This window comes from Sanyastnella coralliicola (assembly GCF_030845195.1).
GTDB classification, from domain to species: Bacteria; Bacteroidota; Bacteroidia; order Flavobacteriales_D; family Sanyastnellaceae; genus Sanyastnella; species Sanyastnella coralliicola.
Map to the genome: position 1 here is coordinate 3,878,788 of NZ_CP132543.1, position 22,366 is coordinate 3,901,153.

The following is a 22,366-nucleotide window of genomic DNA, read 5'->3' on the forward strand; positions in this document are numbered from 1 at the left end:
TCTTATCGGTTGAGGTAAACGTATCCTTTCACTGGGCGGAGTGCTCCGTTCTCCAGTTCAAGTACAATGAAGTAGGTTCCTTCAGGAAGGGCTCCTGACCCTAGAGTCAAGGCATCCTGTGATGTTCCATCCCAATCGTTCTGGTAGTCTTCTGATTCGTAAACCAGACGTCCCCAACGGTTGTAGATGCTTAGTCGGTTAACTGGGTAGTCTTCCAGTCCGATGATCTCGAATGTATCATTCACTCCGTCGCCATCAGGTGAAATACCTTCTGGGATGATGAGGTCAATGAAACACTCAACTTCTACGACGATCTGTGCCGTATCGCAAGCCATGAATGGGTCGCAGATAACGTAAGTGATCGTATCAGTTCCACACCAGTCAAGGAATGGATCGTAGTTGATTCCTCCAGCGCTGTTGATAGTCACATCACCGTTCTGTGCTTCCACATAAGTGATCGTGATATCATCGCCGTCTGGATCGTAGTCGTTATCTAGTGGGTCGATGTTGATATCATCGTCTTCCTCGAATACTTCTGCTGTATCATCTTCAGCTACTGGAGGAGTGTTCACCAAGATCGTGAAGCTACAAGTGTCAGCATTTCCAGCAAGGTCAGTTGCTACGTATACAATCTCAGTGTATCCGTGAGGGAATTCGCTTCCACTTTCCATTCCTTCAAGAAGGATCAAGTTCGCTTCACAGTTGTCAGTGAAGAATGGCTCGTCGAAGAATACCACTGGGTCAATCTGTGTGATGTCTTCCGGGCAAAGGATCACTGGAGCTTCTGTGTCTTCCACTGTTACAATGAAGCTACAGTTGCTCACATTTCCACTTCCATCAATCACCTCGAAACTCAATACCGTCTCACCTACCGGGAAGAGTTCTCCTGAAGGAATTCCTTCAAGCATTACTACTTCACCAGCTTCACAGTTATCAGTTACTGTAGGTAGTGGGTAGTTCACGAATGCTCCACAGATGCCAGTATCGTTTGATACTGTCATGTCACCAGGACAAGTAATTGTTGCTTCCTGTGTGTCGTTCACTGTTACTGAGAACGAGCAGTAGCTTGTGTTTCCAGCCTCATCAGTGAATGAGTAAGTCATCTCTGTAGTTCCAAGTGGGAAGAAGCTTCCAGGCTCCAATCCAAGTTCAAGAACTACAGCAGTCACTGCACAATTATCAGTGGCAGTTGGCAATTCAAAGTCAACCACTGCACCACATTCATCCAGGTCGTTTTCAACCACGATGTTCTCAAGACATCCGTCTACTACTGGTGCAAGTGTATCAGTGATCTCAACATTGAAGCTGCATGTGTTTACGTTTCCGTTGACATCGATCGCTTCGTAAGTCACTGTGGTGATTCCTACTGGGAATACTTCTCCTGAAGCCAACCCTTCAATCATATTCACTTCCGCGATAGCGCAGTTATCAGAAGTCGTAGGCAGATCGTAAGTCACTACCGTACCACATTGATCAGCATCCGCGTTAGCGAAGATATCTGCAGCACAAGTGATCGTTGGAAGCTCGTTGTCAATCACCGTTACAGTGAATGAACAGTTAGCTGTGTTTCCGAATCCGTCAGTTACTTCGTAGCTCACTACCGTTTGACCCACTGGGAATACTTCTCCAGAGTTCAGTCCTTCAGTCAATACAAGAGATGCTACTGTACAGTTATCATCCGTTTCAGGAAGGTCGTAGTTCACAAGTGCACCACATACTCCAAGGTCATTGTTCAACTCGATGTCTGCCGGACAAACAATCGTTGGTGCGATGAAGTCTTCTAGGATCACTTCGAACTGGCATAGTGAGAAGTTTCCGTAGATATCTTCTGACATCACTGTGATCGTTGTGTTTTCGAAGATCTCAGTGCCTGCAGCCGGACTTTGCGTCAATGTAACATCGCTACAGTTATCGTTGCTCTCTACCATTGACAAGTAGTCAGGAAGAGTGAATGAACAGTCATCACCAAGTGGCTCAATCTGATCTTCTGGACAAACGATCATCGGAGGTGTGCTATCGATCACGTTGATCTGGAACGTACAGCTCGTTTCGTTTCCGTCTGGGTCAACAGCTGTGATTGTTACATCATGAGTTCCAAGTCCTACGATGGTACCTACTGCTGGAACTTGTGATAGCACAGGCACACTACAGTTGTCAGCAGCTACTGCCATTCCAGTGTAATCTGGAATCTCGAAGTTACAGTCACCGTCTACAATCTCAGTTTGGTTCTCAGGACAAACAATCGATGGAGCGATCACATCATCCAAGGTGATGTTGAAGGCACACGTTGTGTTGTTCCCGCTATCATCCGTAGCCGTGATTTCAATCACCTGCAATGTTCCGGATCCTGAGATTACAGTTCCTGGTGCTGGCACTTGAGTCAAATCAAGGTCAAGGTCACAGTTGTCTGAAGTGACTGCAAGCGCAGTGTAATCAGGGATGATGAATTCACATGCATCGTCAACCAACTCTACCATGTCTTCAGGACAAGTAATCACAGGCACTTCGTCATCAGTTACTGTTACAGTGAATGCGCAGATTGAAACGTTACCGTGGATATCAGTCACTGTGTACGTCACAGTCGTTGTTCCAACTGGGTATACATCCGAAGCATCCGCAGTTCCGTTGTAATCATTCACAATCGTGTCAACCGCACAGTTATCAGCCGTCTCAATCGCAGGGATTGTAATTACTGCCTCACACACCCCAGCGTCCGCTGTCTGGATGATGTTTTCAGGACAAGTAATAACTGGCGCTTCGTCATCAGTTACTGTCACGTTGAATGCACATTCAGTTACATTTCCGTGGATATCCGTCACTGTGAATGTCACCGTTGTTGTTCCTACTGGGTACACGTCAGAAGCGTCTGAAGTACCGTTGTAGTCGTTCACGATCGATGCGATATCACAGTTGTCTGTTGCTGCTAGCGCAGGAACGCTAACGCTTGCTTCACACACTCCAGCATCCGCTGTTTGGTTGATCTCAGCCGGACAAGTGATGACTGGTGCTTCATCGTCAGTTACTGTTACTTCAAACGTACACTGCGTTTCATTTCCAGCATTATCTACTACAGTATAAGTCACAACTGTTGTCCCTACTGGGTATACATCAGACGCATCTGCTGATCCGTTGTAATCGTTTGTTGCGCTCGCCACTCCACAGTTATCATCTGTGAATGGAAGGTCAATCGAGATCATTGCTTCACATACTCCAGCATCTGCTGTTTGAGTGATGTCTGAAGGACAGTTAATCACTGGAAGTTCGTCGTCAGTAATTGTTACTTCGATCGCACACGTTTCTGTGTTTCCATGGATATCAGTGATCGTCCATGTTACTGTTGTAGTTCCGATGGTGTAGATGTCTGAAGCATCCGCAGTACCGTTGTAATCGTTCACGATAGACGCTACACCACAGTTATCATCACCTGTTGGAACTGGAATCGATACTACAGCGTCACAACCACCTGCATCCGCAGTTTGAGTGATTGACGCAGGGCAGTTAATTGCTGGTGCTTCGTCATCAGTTACTGTCACTGTGAACGCACATGTTGAGACGTTTCCGTGGATATCAGTTACTGTGTAAGTCACCGTAGTTGTTCCTACAGGGTAGACATCAGAAGCATCTGCAGTACCGTTGTAATCGTTCACGATTGATGCGATATCACAGTTGTCAGTTGCTGCTAGCGCAGGAACGCTAACGCTTGCTTCACATACTGTAGCATCCGCCGTCTGGTTGATATCAGCAGGGCAAGTAATTACCGGAGCTTCATCATCCGTCACTGTTACAGTGAATTCACATGTTGAAACGTTTCCGTGGATATCAGTCACTGTGTACGTCACCGTAGTTGTTCCAACTGGATACACGTCAGATGCATCCGCAGTTCCGTTGTAATCGTTCATGATTGATGCGATATCACAGTTGTCAGTTGCTGCTAGCGCAGGAACGCTAACGCTTGCTTCACATACTGTAGCATCCGCTGTCTGGTTGATATCAGCCGGGCAAGTAATTACCGGAGCTTCATCATCCGTCACTGTTACAGTGAAAGCGCATATTGAAACGTTACCGTGGATATCAGTCACTGTGTACGTCACCGTAGTTGTTCCTTCTGGATACACGTCAGATGCATTAGCAGTTCCGTTGTAATCGTTCACGATCGATGCGATATCACAGTTGTCAGTTGCTGCTAGCGCAGGAACGCTAACGCTTGCTTCACATACTGTAGCATCCGCTGTTAGGTTGATATCAGCAGGGCAAGTAATTACCGGAGCTTCATCATCAGTTACTGTGACAGTGAACGCACATGTTGAAACGTTACCGTGGATATCAGTCACGGTGTACGTCACCGTTGTTGTTCCAACTGGGTACACATCAGAAGCATCTGCAGTACCATTGTAATCATTCACGATGGATGCGATATCGCAGTTGTCAGTTGCTGTTAGCGCAGGAACGCTAACGCTTGCTTCACATACTGTAGCATCTGCCGTCTGGTTGATATCAGCCGGACAAGTGATTACCGGTGCTTCATCATCATTCACTGTGACAGTGAATTGACATGTTGAAACGTTACCATGGATATCAGTCACTGTGTAAGTCACTGTAGTTGTTCCAACTGGGTACACGTCAGAAGCATCCGCAGTTCCGTTGTAGTCGTTCACGATCGATGCGATATCGCAGTTGTCAGTTGCTGCTAGCGCAGGAACGCTAACGCTTGCCTCACATACTGTAGCATCCGCCGTTTGGTTGATGTCACCCGGACAAGTGATCACTGGTGCTTCATCGTCAGTGATTGTCACTTCGAATGAACACTGTGATTGGTTTCCAGCGTTGTCAATGATTGTGTAAGTCACAGTTGTTGTTCCAACTGGGTAAACGTCTGTTGCGTCGTTTGAACCGTTGTAATCGTTCGTTACGCTCGCGATACCACAGTTGTCAGAAGTTGGAGGAATCGCAATCGATACCAGCGCTTCACATACTCCAGCATCCGCCGTTTGGTTAATGTCGTCAGGACAAATGATCGCAGGATCTTCGCTGTCAACGATGGTTACTACCATTGAGCACTGCGCTTCATTTCCATGAATGTCCGTTACAGTCCAGATTACTGTTGTGTTTCCTGGAGGGTAAACTCCAGAAGCGTTATCTGTACCGTTGAAGTCGTTCTCTACAGAAGCTACTGCACAGTTATCGTCAGTTGTTGGTAGTGGTACGATTACCGTTCCATCACATGAGCCTGCATCTGCAGCTTGAGTGATGTTCGCAGGGCAATCAATCGTTGGGTTTTCGTTGTCAGTCACCGTTACAGTGAATGCACACGTTGAAACGTTACCGTGGATGTCAGTTACCGTGAAAGTCACAGTGGTAGTACCTACCGGGTATACATCTGAAGCATCGTCAGTACCATTGTAGTCATTCACGATGGTGTCTACTGCACAGTTATCGTCTTCTGCGATCGCAGGAACGCTAACGCTTGCTTCACATACTCCAGCGTCAGCTGTTTGTGTGATGTTCGCAGGACAAGTAATCTCAGGCGCTTCGTCGTCAGTGATTGTCACTGTGAAAGCACATGTTTCAATGTTCCCCGCTGCATCAGTTACCGTGTATGTTACTGTTGTCGTTCCTACTGGGTAAGTAGCAGAAGCATCATCAGTACCTGTGTAATCATTGATTACAGAAGCTACCGTACAGTTGTCATCTGTTGCAGGAACAGGAATTGCGACGAACGCATCACAGCTACCGTTATCAGCAGTTTGTGTTAGGTTGGCAGGACAAGTGATCTCAGGGATCTCGTTGTCGGTAACCGTGATGTCGAACGCACAAGTAGTATCGTTTCCGTGGATATCCGTTACAGTGTAGATTACTGTAGTTGTACCCACAGGGTAAGTGTCAGAAGCATTGTTTGTGTTGTTGTAGTTGTTGACTACAGAAGCCACCGCACAATTATCATCCGTAGTAGGAATAGCGATTGTGATAGCCGCGTCACAGTTTCCAGCGTCAGCTGAAACCGTGATATCAGCAGGACAAACAATCGAAGGCGCTTCGTTATCAGTTACTGTTACAGTGAATGAGCACATTGCTGTGTTCCCTGCAACATCAGTAACAGTGTACGTCACTGTTGTCGTTCCTACTGGGTAAGTAGCAGAAGCGTTGTCAGTACCTGTGTAATCATTGATCACAGAAGCTACCACACAGTTATCATCGGTTGAAGGAACTTGGATGGTTACTGCAGCGTCACAGTTGTTCGCGTCAGCAGTTACGGTGATGTTCGCTGGACAATCAATCGTTGGGTCGATGTCATCAAGTAGCGTCACATCGAAGGTACACTCATCCGTGTTTCCGTTGTCGTCAGTCGCAGTCAAGGTCACAGTGATCACTGTACCGTGTCCAGCGAATGAAGTACCAGGAGCAGGAGACTGAGTGAAAGTAACATCCGTGTCACAGTTATCAGTAGCCGCAGCTAGCGAAGTGTAATCAGGAAGTAGCGCTTCACAATCACCATCAACGTTGATAGTAGCATCTGGAGCACAAGTAGTGATCACAGGATCCGTGTTGTCTTCAACAATCAACTGGAAAGTACAGCTGTTGCTGTTCCCAGCATCATCAGTCGCAGTAACAGTTACTGTTGTTGTACCCGCAACGATGTCTCCAGGAGCTGGAACTTGAACTAGATCAAGTGAAGTATCACAGTTGTCATCTGCTGATACCATCGCCAAGTAGTTTCCTACTGTGAAGGCACAGTTGGCGTCAGCTGATACGCTAATATCAGCAGGACAATCAATTGATGGAATTTCATCGTCAGCAACTGTCACTGTCTGTACACATGTTGCAGTGTTACCCGCGTTATCAGTTACGGTCCAGGTAACGTTCGTCGTTCCGATTGGGAATGTTGCTGGTGCATCGTTAGAAACGTTCGCAACACCACAGTTATCATCAGTAGTTGGTGTACCTAGCGCAACTGTCGCGAAACAGTCGTTATCGTCAGTACCAACAGAGATGTTCGCTGGACAATCGATCGTAGGATCTTCATCATCAGCAACAGTCACAGTCTGAACACACGTTGCAGTGTTACCCGCGTTGTCAGTTACAGTCCAAGTAACGGTTGTAGTTCCTAGTGGGAATGTAGCAGGCGCATCGTTTGATACAGAAGCTACCGCACAGTTATCGTCAGTCGTTGGTGTGCCAAGTGAAACTGTCGCGAAACAGTCGTCATCGTCAGTACCAACAGAGATGTTCGCTGGGCAATCGATCGTTGGATCTTCGTCATCAGCAACAGTTACTGTCTGCACACAAGTAGCAGTGTTACCTGCGTTATCAGTTACAGTCCAAGTCACGTTTGTAGTACCGATAGGGAATGTAGCAGGCGCATCATTTGATACAGAAGCGACCGCACAGTTATCATCCGCAATTGGCGTACCTAGCGCAACTGTTGCGAAACAGTCATCATCATCAGTTCCAACAGAGATGTTCGCAGGGCAATCAATCGTTGGGTTTTCGTTGTCAGTCACTGTAACAGTGAATGCACACGTTGAAACGTTACCGTGGATGTCAGTTACCGTGAAAGTCACAGTGGTAGTACCTACCGGGTATACATCTGAAGCATCGTCAGTACCGTTGTAGTCATTCACGATGGTGTCTACTGCACAGTTGTCATCTTCTGCTAGCGCAGGAACGCTAACGCTTGCTTCACATACTCCAGCGTCAGCTGTTTGTGTGATGTTCGCAGGACAAGTAATCTCAGGCGCTTCGTCGTCAGTGATTGTCACTGTGAAAGCACATGTTTCAATGTTCCCCGCTGCATCAGTTACCGTGTATGTTACTGTTGTCGTTCCTACTGGGTAAGTAGCAGAAGCATCATCAGTACCTGTGTAATCATTGATTACAGAAGCTACCGTACAGTTGTCATCTGTTGCAGGAACAGGAATTGCGACGAACGCATCACAGCTACCGTTATCAGCAGTTTGTGTTAGGTTGGCAGGACAAGTGATCTCAGGGATCTCGTTGTCGGTAACCGTGATGTCGAACGCACAAGTAGTATCGTTTCCGTGGATATCCGTTACAGTGTAGATTACTGTAGTTGTACCCACAGGGTAAGTGTCAGAAGCATTGTTTGTGTTGTTGTAGTTGTTGACTACAGAAGCCACCGCACAATTATCATCCGTAGTAGGAATAGCGATTGTGATAGCCGCGTCACAGTTTCCAGCGTCAGCTGAAACCGTGATATCAGCAGGACAAACAATCGAAGGCGCTTCGTTATCAGTTACTGTTACAGTGAATGAGCACATTGCTGTGTTCCCTGCAACATCAGTAACAGTGTACGTCACTGTTGTCGTTCCTACTGGGTAAGTAGCAGAAGCGTTGTCAGTACCTGTGTAATCATTGATCACAGAAGCTACCACACAGTTATCATCGGTTGAAGGAACTGGGATGGTTACTGCAGCGTCACAGTTGTTCGCGTCAGCAGTTACGGTGATGTTCGCTGGACAATCAATCGTTGGGTTGATGTCATCAAGTAGCGTCACATCGAACGTACACTCATCCGTGTTTCCGTTGTCGTCAGTCGCAGTCAAGGTCACAGTGATCACTGTACCGTGTCCAGCGAATGAAGTACCAGGAGCAGGAGACTGAGTGAAAGTAACATCCGTGTCACAGTTATCAGTAGCCGCAGCTAGCGAAGTGTAATCAGGAAGTAGCGCTTCACAATCACCATCAACGTTGATAGTAGCATCTGGAGCACAAGTAGTGATCACAGGATCCGTGTTGTCTTCAACAATCAACTGGAAAGTACAGCTGTTGCTATTCCCAGCATCATCAGTTGACGTCATCGTTACAGTAGTAGTTCCAGTAACCACAGTTCCTGGAGCCGGTGATTGAGTGATGTCAAGTGATAGGTCACAGTTATCATCCGAAGTCACCATGCTGATGTAGTTACCTACAGTGAACGCACAGTTGGCATCTGCAGAAACGTTGATGTCAGCAGGACAATCGATTGATGGAATTTCATCGTCAGCAACCGTTACAGTCTGAACACATGTTGCAGTGTTACCAGCGTTGTCAGTTACAGTCCAAGTAACGTTTGTTGTACCGATTGGGAATGTTGCTGGTGCATCGTTTGAAACAGAAGCTACACCACAGTTATCATCAGCAGTTGGTGTACCTAGCGCAACTGTCGCGAAACAGTCGTTATCGTCAGTACCAACAGAGATGTTCGCTGGGCAATCGATCGTCGGATCTTCATCATCAGTCACAGTCACTGTCTGCACACAAGTAGCAGTGTTACCTGCGTTATCAGTTACAGTCCAAGTAACGTTTGTAGTTCCTAGTGGGAATGTAGCTGGTGCGTCGTTAGAAACGTTCGCAACACCACAGTTGTCGTCAGTTGTTGGAGTTCCTAGAGCAACTGTCGCGAAACAGTCGTCATCATCAGTACCCACTGAGATGTTTGCTGGACAAGAGATCGTTGGGTTCTCGTCATCAGCAACTGTTACTGTCTGCACACACGTTGCAGTGTTACCCGCATTATCAGTTACAGTCCAAGTGACGTTTGTAGTACCGATTGGGAAAGTAGCAGGCGCATCATTCGATACAGAAGCTACCGCACAGTTATCATCAGTAGTTGGCGTACCTAGCGCAACTGTTGCAAAACAATCGTCATCATCAGTACCAACAGAGATGTTGGCTGGACAAGAGATCGTAGGATTCTCGTCGTCAGCAACTGTTACCGTCTGCACACACGTTGCAGTGTTACCCGCGTTGTCAGTTACAGTCCAAGTAACGTTTGTAGTTCCGATTGGGAAAGTAGCAGGTGCGTCATTCGATACAGAAGCTACACCACAGTTATCGTCAGTCATTGGAGTTCCGAGAGCAACTGTCGCGAAACAGTCATCATCGTCAGTACCCACTGAGATGTTTGCTGGACAAGAGATCGTTGGGTCTTCATCATCAGCAACCGTTACTGTCTGAACACACGTTGCAGTGTTACCCGCGTTGTCAGTTACAGTCCAAGTAACGTTAGTTGTTCCTAGTGGGAATGTAGCAGGCGCATCATTCGATACAGAAGCTACACCACAGTTATCATCAGTAGTTGGCGTACCAAGCGCAACCGTCGCGAAACAGTCATCATCGTCAGTACCCACTGAGATGTTTGCTGGACAAGAGATCGTTGGGTTTTCGTCGTCAGCAACCGTTACTGTCTGCACACAAGTAGCAGTGTTACCCGCGTTGTCAGTTACAGTCCAAGTAACGTTCGTAGTTCCGATAGGGAAAGTAGCAGGAGCGTTATTCGATACTGAAGCAACACCACAGTTATCATCAGTTGTTGGCGTACCAAGCGCAACTGTTGCAAAACAGTCGTCATCGTCAGTACCAACTGAGATGTTTGCTGGGCAATCAATCGTTGGGTTTTCGTTGTCAGTCACTGTAACAGTGAATGCACACGTTGAAACGTTACCGTGGATGTCAGTTACTGTGAAAGTCACTGTTGTTGTTCCTACAGGGTAATCGTCAGAGGCATCATCAGTTCCGTTGTAGTCGTTAACGATAGTGTCAATGTCGCAGTTGTCGTTTGCTGCTAGCGCAGGAACGCTAACGCTTGCTTCACATACTCCAGCGTCAGCTGTTTGCGTGATGTTCGCAGGACAAGTAATAACAGGCGCTTCGTTATCTGTTACCGTTACAGTGAAGCTACAAGTTGTTGTGTTCCCAGATCCATCAGCAACAGTGTACGTTACCGTTGTTACTCCTACAGGGTAAGTGCCCGTAGCGTTGTTGGTTCCTGTGTAATCGTTGATTACTGAGGCAACGCTACAGTTGTCATCTGTAGTTGGAATAGCGATTGTAACAAGAGCACTACAGTTACCGTTGTCAGCGGTTTGTGTCAGGTCGGCAGGACAGCTAATAGTTGGGTTAATCACGTCAGTAATGATCACTGTAAATGAACATGTACTTGTGTTCCCCGCTGAATCAGTGGTGCTTAATGTGACAACGGTATCTGAAGTAACTACAGTTCCAGGAGCTGGAGACTGTGTGATGATTAGAATAGGGTCAGTGTTATCTGTGGCAGTTCCCAATCCTGTGTAATCAGGAAGAGTCAATGCACAGTCAGCGTCAAAGTTTTCTGTTTGATCTCCAGGACAAGTAATCTCAGGGGCTTCGTCGTCGCTGATGTTTACAGTTTGAACACAAGTAGTTGTGTTTCCTGCAGCATCAGTTACTGTCCAAGTGATTGTTGTAATACCTAGAGGGTAGGTTCCTGAAGCATTATCAGTACCTGTAATGTCGTTGGTTACTGAAACAACCGCACAGTTGTCATCAGTAGTTGGAACAGGAATAGTCACCGTTGCGAACGACTCTCCGTCATCAGCAGGCTGTGTGATGTTTCCAGGACAAATGATCGTGGGATCCTCGTCGTCAGCAACTGTTACTGTCTGAACACACGTTGCAGTGTTACCCGCGTTGTCAGTTACAGTCCATGTAACGTTCGTTGTACCGATCGGGAATGTCGCTGGTGCGTCGTTAGAAACGTTCGCCACACCGCAATTATCATCAGTTGTTGGCGTACCAAGAGCTACAGTCGCGAAACAGTCGTCATCGTCAGTTCCAACAGAGATGTTCACTGGACAAGAGATCGTAGGATTCTCGTCGTCAGCAACTGTTACCGTCTGCACGCACGTTGCAGTGTTACCCGCGTTGTCAGTTACAGTCCAAGTAACGTTTGTAGTACCAATAGGGAAAGTAGCAGGAGCATCATTCGATACAGAAGCTACTGCACAGTTATCGTCGGTAGTTGGCGTACCAAGAGCCACTGTCGCGAAACAGTCGTCATCGTCAGTTCCAACTGAGATATTCGCTGGGCAATCGATCGTAGGGTCTTCGTCATCAGCAACGGTTATAGTCTGTACACAAGTAGCAGTGTTACCCGCGTTGTCAGTTACAGTCCATGTAACGTTCGTTGTTCCGATTGGGAAAGTTGCAGGTGCATCGTTTGATACAGAAGCTACACCACAGTTATCATCAGTAGTTGGTGTTCCAAGAGCCACTGTCGCGAAACAGTCGTCATCATCAGTACCAACCGAGATGTTTGCTGGACAAGAGATCGTTGGGTTCTCGTCATCAGCAACTGTTACTGTCTGAACACACGTTGCAGTGTTACCTGCGTTATCTGTTACTGTCCATGTAACGTTCGTAGTACCGATTGGGAAAGTAGCAGGCGCATCGTTTGATACAGAAGCTACTGCACAGTTATCATCAGTAGTTGGAGTTCCTAGTGCAACTGTCGCGAAACAGTCGTCATCGTCTGTTCCAACCGAGATGTTCGCTGGGCAAGAGATCGTTGGGTTTTCATCATCAGCAACTGTTACAGTCTGTACACAAGTAGCAGTGTTACCCGCGTTGTCAGTTACAGTCCAAGTAACGTTCGTAGTTCCGATAGGGAAAGTAGCAGGAGCGTTATTCGATACTGAAGCAACACCACAGTTATCATCAGTAGTTGGAGTACCAAGCGCTACCGTCGCGAAACAGTCGTCATCATCAGTACCAACCGAGATGTTTGCTGGACAAGAGATCGTTGGGTTCTCGTCATCAGCAACTGTTACAGTCTGTACACAAGTAGCAGTGTTACCTGCGTTGTCAGTTACAGTCCAAGTAACGTTTGTCGTTCCGATAGGGAAAGTAGCAGGCGCATCATTCGATACAGAAGCTACTGCACAGTTATCATCAGTAGTTGGAGTACCCAATGCTACGGTTGCAAAACAGTCGTCATCATCAGTACCAACAGAGATGTTTGCTGGACAAGAGATCGTTGGGTTCTCGTCATCAGCAACTGTTACAGTCTGCACACATGTTGCAGTGTTACCTGCGTTGTCAGTTACAGTCCAAGTAACGTTTGTAGTACCGATAGGGAAAGTAGCAGGAGCATCATTCGATACAGAAGCTACTGCACAGTTATCGTCGGTAGTTGGCGTACCAAGAGCCACTGTCGCGAAACAGTCGTCATCGTCAGTTCCAACTGAGATGTTCGCTGGGCAATCGATCGTAGGGTCTTCATCATCAGCAACTGTTACAGTCTGAATACATGTTGCGGAGTTACCTGCGTTGTCTGTTACAGTCCAAGTAACGTTCGTTGTACCAATTGGGAAAGTAGCAGGTGCATCATTCGATACAGAAGCTACTGCACAGTTATCATCAGTAGTTGGAGTACCAAGAGCAACTGTTGCAAAACAGTCATCATCATCAGTTCCAACCGAGATGTTCGCTGGGCAAGAGATCGTTGGGTTTTCATCATCAGCAACTGTTACAGTCTGTACACAAGTAGCAGTGTTACCTGCGTTGTCAGTTACAGTCCAAGTAACGTTCGTTGTACCGATTGGGAATGTAGCTGGTGCGTCGTTAGAAACGTTCGCAACACCACAGTTATCATCAGTTGTTGGCGTACCAAGAGCAACTGTTGCAAAACAGTCGTCATCATCAGTTCCAACTGAGATATTCGCTGGACAAGAGATCGTTGGGTTCTCGTCATCAGACACTGTCACCGTCTGAACACATGTTGCAGAGTTACCTGCGTTGTCAGTTACAGTCCAAGTAACGTTCGTTGTACCGATTGGGAAAGTAGCTGGTGCGTCGTTAGAAACGTCCGCAACACCACAGTTGTCATCAGTTGTTGGCGTACCAAGAGCAACTGTTGCAAAACAGTCGTCATCATCAGTTCCAACTGAGATATTCGCTGGACAAGAGATCGTTGGGTTTTCATCATCAGCAACTGTTACCGTCTGAACACAAGTGGCAGTGTTTCCAGCATTGTCAGTTACAGTCCAAGTAACGGTTGTTGTACCGATTGGGAATGTCGCAGGCGCATCGTTCGATACGGAAGCTACTGCACAGTTATCATCTGTAGTTGGCGTACCAAGAGTGACTGTTGCAAAACAATCGTCGTTATCCGTTCCAACCGAGATGTTCGCCGGACAAGAGATCGTAGGATCCTCGTCGTCAGCAACCGTTACAGTCTGCACACAAGTTGCTGTATTACCAGCATTATCTGTTACTGTCCATGTGACAGTTGTTGTTCCAAGTGGGAATGTAGCAGGAGCGTCATTTACAACTGATGCAACCCCACAGTTGTCAGTTGTACTTGGCGCTCCTAGCGCTACAGTCGCAAAACAATCGTCGTTATCCGTTCCAACCGAGATGTTAGCAGGACAAGAGATTGTCGGATTTTCGTCGTCAGCAACCGTTACCGTTTGAACACACGTTGCAGTATTACCTGCGTTGTCTGTTACAGTCCAAGTAACGTTTGTTGTTCCGACAGGGAAAGTAGCTGGTGCATCGTTCACTACAGATGAAACCCCACAGTTATCATCCGTAGTTGGAGTACCAAGCGCTACCGTCGCGAAACAATCATCGTTATCCGTTCCAACTGAGATGTTGCCAGGACACGAGATTGTTGGATTTTCGTTGTCTGATACCGTTACTGTCTGTGAACATGTTGCTGAATTACCAGCGTTGTCAGTCACAGTCCATGTAACAGTTGTTGTTCCAAGAGGGAATGTAGAAGGTGCGTTATTCGTTACAGAAGCCACCCCGCAATTATCATCAGTAGTTGGCGTACCAAGCGCTACCGTCGCGAAACAATCATCGTTATCCGTTCCAACTGAGATGTTGCCAGGACACGAGATTGTAGGATCTTCGTCGTCAGCTACTGTCACCGTCTGCACACAAGTAGCAGTGTTGCCAGCATTGTCTGTTACGGTCCAAACAACATTCGTTGTTCCTACAGGGAATGTCGCAGGAGCATTGTTCGATACAGAAGCGACACCACAGTTATCATCAGTTGTCGGAGTTCCTAGAGCTACTGTAGCGAAACAGTCATCAGTGTCAGTTCCAACCGAGATGTTCGCCGGACAAGAGATCGTAGGATCTTCGTCATCTGCAACAGTCACTGTCTGAACACACGTTGCAGTATTACCAGCATTGTCTGTTACGGTCCATACAACGTTTGTTGTTCCAATTGGGAATGTTGCTGGAGCATTGTTCGATACAGAAGCCACACCACAGTTGTCATTCGTTGTCGGCGTTCCTAGAGCTACTGTAGCGAAACAGTCATCAGTGTCAGTTCCAACAGAGATGTTCGCCGGACAAGCAATCGTAGGGTCTACGTCGTCAACCACAGTTACTGTCATTGAACAAGTAGCCGTGTTTCCGTTGTAATCTGTTACTGTCCAGTTTACAGTTGTTGTTCCTACTGGGTATGTGCCAGAAGCATCAGATGTACCTGTGTAATCATTTACGATTGATGCGATTGAACAGTTGTCGTTCGCTGTTACTGGAGGTACAGTTACTGAAGCGTTACATCCTGCAGCACTTGCTCCTACTGAAATGTTTGAAGGACAAGAAACTGTTGGAGGAGTGTTGTCAATATCAGTGAGAACTACTGTTCCTAGAGTGATTGGACATTCATTGTTACCCCAGCGAGCAAGCAATGTGTATGATCCAGGCGCCAATCCATTGTAAGTAACAGATCCAATATTGTCAGCTACAGTGGTTTCGTATGAAGATCCTCCGTCAATGCTGAATTCGATACCTGTACGGTTTGGATGATCGGCAAAGTTGAAAGTGATTGATCCGTTGTTCAATCCACATGTTGGATCAACCGTAGTGTATGTTGCGTCTGGAGTTGACTCCACAGTCACAGTTACTTGATCTGTAGATGTACATCCGTTCGCGTCTGTTACCGTCACGTTGTACGTGAAGTTTTCGTTGGCATAAGCAGAAGGAATAGGAGACACCGTATGCGATGCTCCTGTTCCAAGTCCGCCATCCCACAAGTAGTTGAACGGACCAGAACCTGTAGCAGAAGCTGTCAGGGTGGTAGACTCTCCTTCACAGATGGTCACGTTCGTTCCAGCGTTAGCTGAAAGGTTGTTAGTAACAGTAATATTTTGAGTACATGTTGCTGTGTTACCTGCGTTGTCAGTCACAGTCCATGTAATAGTCGTTGTACCTACCGGGTAATTGTCATTGGCGCTTGCTGTACCGTTGTAATCATTCGTTACAGAAGCAACAGAACAATTATCAGCTGTAGAAGGAGCAGGAACCGTTACGTTCGCAGTACATCCAGCAGCATTTGTATTTACACTAACATTCCCCGCACAAGAGATCGTTGGGTTTTCGTCATCAGCTACGGTTACCGTCTGTGTACAAGTAGCCGTGTTACCCGCGTTGTCAGTCACAGTCCAAACAACGTTAGTCGTTCCGATTGGGAATGTAGCTGGAGCGTTGTTCGATACAGAAGCAACACCACAGTTGTCATTCGTTGTCGGCGTTCCTAGCGCAACAGTTGCGAAACAGTCATCAGCATCTGTACCCACCGAGATGTTAGATGGGCAAGAGATCGTAGGGTCTTCGTCATCAGTAACAGTAACTGTCTGTGTACAAGTAGCAGTGTTACCTGCATTGTCAGTTACAGTCCATACAACGTTTGTTGTTCCGATTGGGAATGTAGCTGGAGCATTGTTCGCTACAGAAGCCACACCACAGTTGTCATTCGTTGTTGGCGTTCCTAAAGAAACAGTTGCGAAACAGTCATCAGTGTCAGTTCCAACCGAGATATTCGCCGGACAAGCAATCGTAGGATCTACGTCATCAACCACAGTTACCGTCATTGAGCAAGTAGCCGTGTTTCCGTTGTAGTCAGTTACCGTCCAGTTTACCGTTGTTATTCCTACTGGGTAAGTGCCAGAAGCGTTTGATGTACCTGTGTAATCATTTACGATTGATGCGATTGAGCAGTTGTCGTTCGCTGTCACTGGAGGTACAGTTACCGAAGCATTGCATCCTACAGCACTTGCTCCTACTGAAATGTTTGAAGGACAAGAAACTGTTGGAGGTGTGTTGTCAATATCAGTGAGAACTACTGTTCCTAGAGTAATTGGACATTGGTCGTTACCCCAACGCGTTGTCAATGTGTATGAACCAGGAGCAAGTCCGTTGTATGTCACTGTGCCTGCATTGTCTGCAACAGCTGACTGGTAAGACGAACCTCCGTTCAAGCTGAATTCAATTGAACTGCGATTTGGGTGATCAACAAAGTTGAAAGTGATTGATCCGTTGTTCAATCCACATGTTGGATCAACAGTAGTGTATGTTGCGTCAGGAGTTGACATAACTGTTACAGTCACCTGATCAGTATCTGTACATCCGTTCGCGTCTGTTACTGTCACGTTGTACGTGAAGTTTTCGTTGGCATAAGCAGAAGGAATAGGAGACACCGTATGCGATGCTCCTGTTCCAAGTCCGCTATCCCACAAGTAGTTGAACGGACCAGAACCTGTAGCAGAAGCTGTCAGGGTGGTAGACTCTCCTTCACAGATGGTCACGTTCGTTCCAGCGTTAGCTGAAAGGTTGTTAGTAACAGTAATATTTTGAGTACATGTTGCCGTGTTACCTGCGTTGTCAGTCACAGTCCACGTAATAGTCGTTGTACCTACCGGGTAGTTGTCATTAGCACTTGCTGTACCGTTGTAGTCATTCGTTAGAGAAGCAACAGAGCAGTTGTCAGCTGTAGAAGGAGCAGGAACGGTTACGTTCGCAGTACATCCAGCAGCATTGGTCGAAGCAGTAATGTCAGCTGCACATGTGATTGTAGGTGCAATGTCATCAATGATGGTGATGTTTGCTGTGCAAGTTCCAATGTTTCCGGCATTATCTTCAACAATCAGATCTACGGGAACCGTATTTGAAGGCATTACAACAAATGTTTCTGGAATACCAGGGCCGGAGATTTGAATAGTAATGGTATTGCATCCTAAAGATTCTGGAGTTGCAGTTGCGCAATCAGAATCGCTATTGTAGCTGTTAGCAGAAGTAACACTCCCTGAACCGCCTGAATTAGGAAGATTGAAGAAATGATTCGCAGGGTCACATCCTATTGTTCCTTGAAGGGTGTAGAGGTTAGAAGGGATATTCACACCAGAGAAAGACACATCATAGTCTAATTCCACTGTGTAGTTATATCCCCACGGACACGACACTGTTGCTGGATTTATGCTCACCGCATTAACATCTATAATGACATCGTAGCCATTTGATGAACTCACAATAAGAGGAGCAGATAGATCAGAACAATCGAATGTGGTTTGACTTAGAGAGACATCGGCAATACCACAATTATCAGAGGAGCTTACTTCTATGTCAGAAGGGTTCAATGACGCTTGACCTGAAGCATCAAGGTACAGGGTCACGTCTTGACAAGTTGCAGTTGGGTCTTCTGTATCAGCCACGATGACGTCGTGCGAACAAGTAGAACTTGCACCTGCAGTGTTTGTCACAGTCCATGTTACCGTTGTAGTACCAAGCGGGTAAATGCCAGAGGCATCGTCCGTTCCAGTGTAGTCGTTGGTAACGGTCATACACTCCATCACAAGATCAGAGTATACCCATGCCGTGTTAACGTCCATGTTAACGAGTGCACCGTTATTCCCGTTTGTGCTTACATCTGAGGCTTGAGCGCTCCCTGCACCATCTTCGAAATCTAGGTTCGTTACAATGTTGTTTGGAACAGCCGTCAGATCACCACAAGCAATTTCATTCACTGTAGTTGAGTTCAATCGCGTGTCGTAAATACGGAAGTTGTCGATCAAACCGTTGAATTCGTTCTGAGGAACTACATAAGCAGACCCATAAGTTCCAATGCGTGGAAGCTCGTAAGTCGTTGGCTTGGCAGAAGCATCTGTATCGTCAGATCCTGCAAGTGTTCCGTCAATGTACAGTTGGTGTTGGTCGTTCGCTCCGAATGTACCTACAGCTACAATGTGGTACCAACGTACTTCGCTGAAGTCGTAGTTCGCATCGATTTGAATATCCGCATCGTCATCTGATTCGAAGGCGAAAGTCATTCCACTGTCATCACCTGAGATGTAGAAGTAACGCTGGTTTGAACCTTGAGCCGCGTTGTCTTCTGACATGTCAAATAGTGTTCCTGACCAAGATGAAGCCTCAGGTTGGAACCAGAATTCAATTGAGAAATCACCGTTTGGAACGATGTCTTGTAGTCCAACGTAATCTCCGGTTGCTTCGAAATCAAGAGCGTTGAAGCCAAAGCAAGTACTCAATACACTTGGTTGAGGAACCGAGACGGTGCCGTCACATGAACCTGCGTCAGTATTTGCAGAAACAGCTGGAGGACAAACAACAGCTGGTGGAGCTGAGCAGTTACAGTCAATGACATTCACCGTAAGGTCAACAACTGTTGATTCAGGAGAAGAGTTATTGTCTGTTGCAGTGAAAGTCAAAAGGTAAGTGCCAACGGCGTCACCGTTCAAGGTAAGATCGATCTGACCTGGGTTACCAGGTGTGTTACTGTTTACAGTCACGCCGCTCCAAGCGTAGTCGTTCATGCTGATAGAAACAGTCTCAGCAAACTCAGGACCTGTAAATCCGAGCGTAATGTCTTGTGTTTCTCCGTAACAAACGTTGATGGTGTTTCCTTGAGGGAATCCTTGAGCAACGGGAGGGAAGTTTGTTGCGCTTGACACATCAAACTCAAGACACTGGTCTTCTAGCCAGTTTACCCCGTCGTTGTTTCCAGCAGGACCATCGTAGTCATCCGTGTCAGAATCAAACATACCCATGAGGATGTAATCGACACCGTTACCTGCGTTGATACCTACAGTTGCAGGAGAACCACCGAATCCGTTTGTACCACCTGAGGCACTACCCGTTGTCCAATCCATGTCACCATAGAAGAACGCAACGTTATTCCCAGGGGCTAGAACCGAACCTGAACCGTCACTCATTACAAGAGTGAAGGTGTCTTGAAGGTCATCGTGTGCAGCTGTACCTGCGTAGTAAGGACCAACATTCATCCAAGTCACGTAAAGTGCGTCTGGAGTTACGTTGTACCATACTTCACCTTGGTAACCGTTGGCGAACCAGTCACGTGTATCAACATCGCCCCAGAATGGTGCTACCATTGGGGTTGTGATCGGGAAACCAGTTGAAGTGTACCACCAGTAAGGGTTGTCAAATGAGACGTTACCGTTGTTGTTGATGTAAACACTGCTGTATGTAGTTCCATACAAGTCGAAGTCGAATGGAAGTGCAACCGGACCTACAGAACCATCATCGTTTGGTGAAATCTGTGTCCACGTGTATGGATCGAATCCAATCACACAGTTGTCAAGGCTCCCCTGGTAGATCAGTTCTACCGTTACTTCATCGATCATACCTGCCGCCGGACAAGTTGGGTTGTCTGACAAGTAGTAAGTGAAGCTGTCGATTCCTGTGAAATCCGCATCCGGAGTGTAAGTGATCGTGTTGTTTGCGTTGACTACTGCTGTTCCGTTTGAAGGACCAGTTCCCAAAGTCGTCATCACTGTAAGTGGGTCTCCATCTGGATCGCTATCTACACCGTTGCCATTATCAGCGATGACGTCAACAGTGATCGTCGTATTCTCAGTGTAGTAAACGATGTCGTTTTGCCCTTCAGGTGCATTGTTGGTAGAGGCTGCCGGAGCAATCTCGTACAACTGGTACGCGTAGTCTGCTGGACGAATCTCTTCGTTGATCTGTAGACGTTCTTCACCAACGATATTTGGGTAAGAAGCCTGAAGGATGTAGTAATCTGCAGGACCATTTGGAAGACCAAAGTGGATACGAGCCACATCTTGTGTACCGTGTCCATTTCCTCCATTGATCTCGCGGATTCCTGAAATCACATTCCCTTCACAGTCAACAAGACGAAGAGTAGCTCCAAGTGCATCGCGCTCCACGCCTGAAGGCATATTTGCGCTCGCACGGTTTTCCTTGATATCTACAAAAAGGTAGTTGTTAGAAGGAGTTCCAGAAAGTTGGTTGATGAACAGACGGTTATTCCCATTGCGAATATTCACATAGAGATCCAGGTCACCATCGTTATCAACGTCTACAAAAGACGACCCTTCACCGTCGCCGCTGTAGAATGTGTAAGAGTCTTGAACAAAAGTCATCGGAGTACCAACATTGGCTCCGAGAATTGGGTCGTTAATCTGGTTGATGAACAAAATTCCTGTTTGGTCACCCGCGAGGAAAATATCGATGTCACCATCGTTATCAACGTCTCCACAAGTCATACCGTCAATTCGGTTGCTGCTAAAGCCTGTTGGAATACCGGTTGCAGTTCCTAGTGCGACAAAGTTACCGTTGTCGTTTTCAAAGATTTGGTTGTCATCATTCTCAGTCCAGAATAAATCAAAGTCACCGTCATTATCGAAATCCGAGAAGTTAACCGCACCCTTGTTTCCATTGCTAGCTTGTCCAACGTCAATGGATTCGTCGAAAGTACCTCCCACATTTCGGAAAAAGTCAACCTGATCTCGTTTACGAGCAATGAAATCAACCCATCCGTCATTGTCGTAGTCGGTTGTTGATCCGTAGTCACCGTCAGTAGCTTCTTGAGCTAATCCTAGAGGCCAGCTCGCTGGATTCCACCATTGGTAGGAACCTGTGATGGCTGTTACATGTGTGAAATGACCGGTTCCGTCATTTTCGAGCATGTCAATACCATAGTTGTGGTTGTCGAAAATGATGTCGAGGAATCCATCACCGTTGTAGTCCAGGAACCCCATCCCTTCACTGTTTACACCGTCAGCAACGTAGAAACTACCCGAAGCCGACCCATTGTAATCTTGAGGCGTGTTTCCTCCAGTTCCATCACCAAAAGTGTTGGTGGTTGGATCTTGGAGGTAAACCTCGATTCCATCGAAGGCGGTGTTTCTAGCGAAATCAGGCCATCCATCGTTGTTCAAGTCTCCCCAAACAACGCAACGTTCACGTCCGTCCCACGCTAGCGCAGGAGCTACTGAACTTGTTACATCAGTAAATGAACCACCGTTGTTGCGGTAGAAGTAAGATCGGTTGTTGCGATTAACAACAAGGTCAAAATCTCCATCAAGATCATAATCGCAGAAAGCAAAACCACCATCCTTGTTACCACCGAGATCGATGTTATAACCGGATGCGTTTTCCGTCCATGACGTTTGAGCAAATGATGGGAAAGTAATCGCGAAGGTCAATAGGGTGAAGACCAATTTACTTGCACCAATTTGTGCAATGCGATGTGCGTAACCGCCTGGTGTAGAGGCGTTATGGCGGTTTGATCCACCAAAAAATAGAGACAATATTAGACTAGACATAACTTGTGGGAGTTATGGGTAAATACTTAGTAAGTGCGTGTAACGCTATGTAATCAGGGTGTGCTTAACGCTTTTGACAGGACGGTTGTGAGTCAAAAAAACGTACCTGAGATTCAGGTTTCTTGCAGTGATCTGTAGTTAGCGTTCTCATCGGGTTCTAAATTGTATTTAGTCAGGTTAGATAGTGTGTGTTGTCGTAGTTTTCATATCCT

General features: G+C 46.7%; 1 protein-coding gene. It reads right to left on the reverse strand.

Annotated elements, in window-relative coordinates; all coding sequences use genetic code 11:
* Positions 1-2: 2 nt before the first annotated feature.
* Positions 3-22,154 (reverse strand): HYR domain-containing protein, encoded by a 22,152-nt coding sequence (locus RA156_RS15910; RefSeq protein ID WP_306641517.1) that lies wholly within the window; start codon positions 22,152-22,154, stop codon positions 3-5.
* Positions 22,155-22,366: the final 212 nt, after the last annotated feature.

Bases quoted from the DNA above. Each gene is read 5' to 3' on its own strand.
- RA156_RS15910 (WP_306641517.1), bottom strand. From the start codon at position 22,154: ATGTCTAGTCTAATATTGTCTCTATTTTTTGGTGGATCAAACCGCCAT.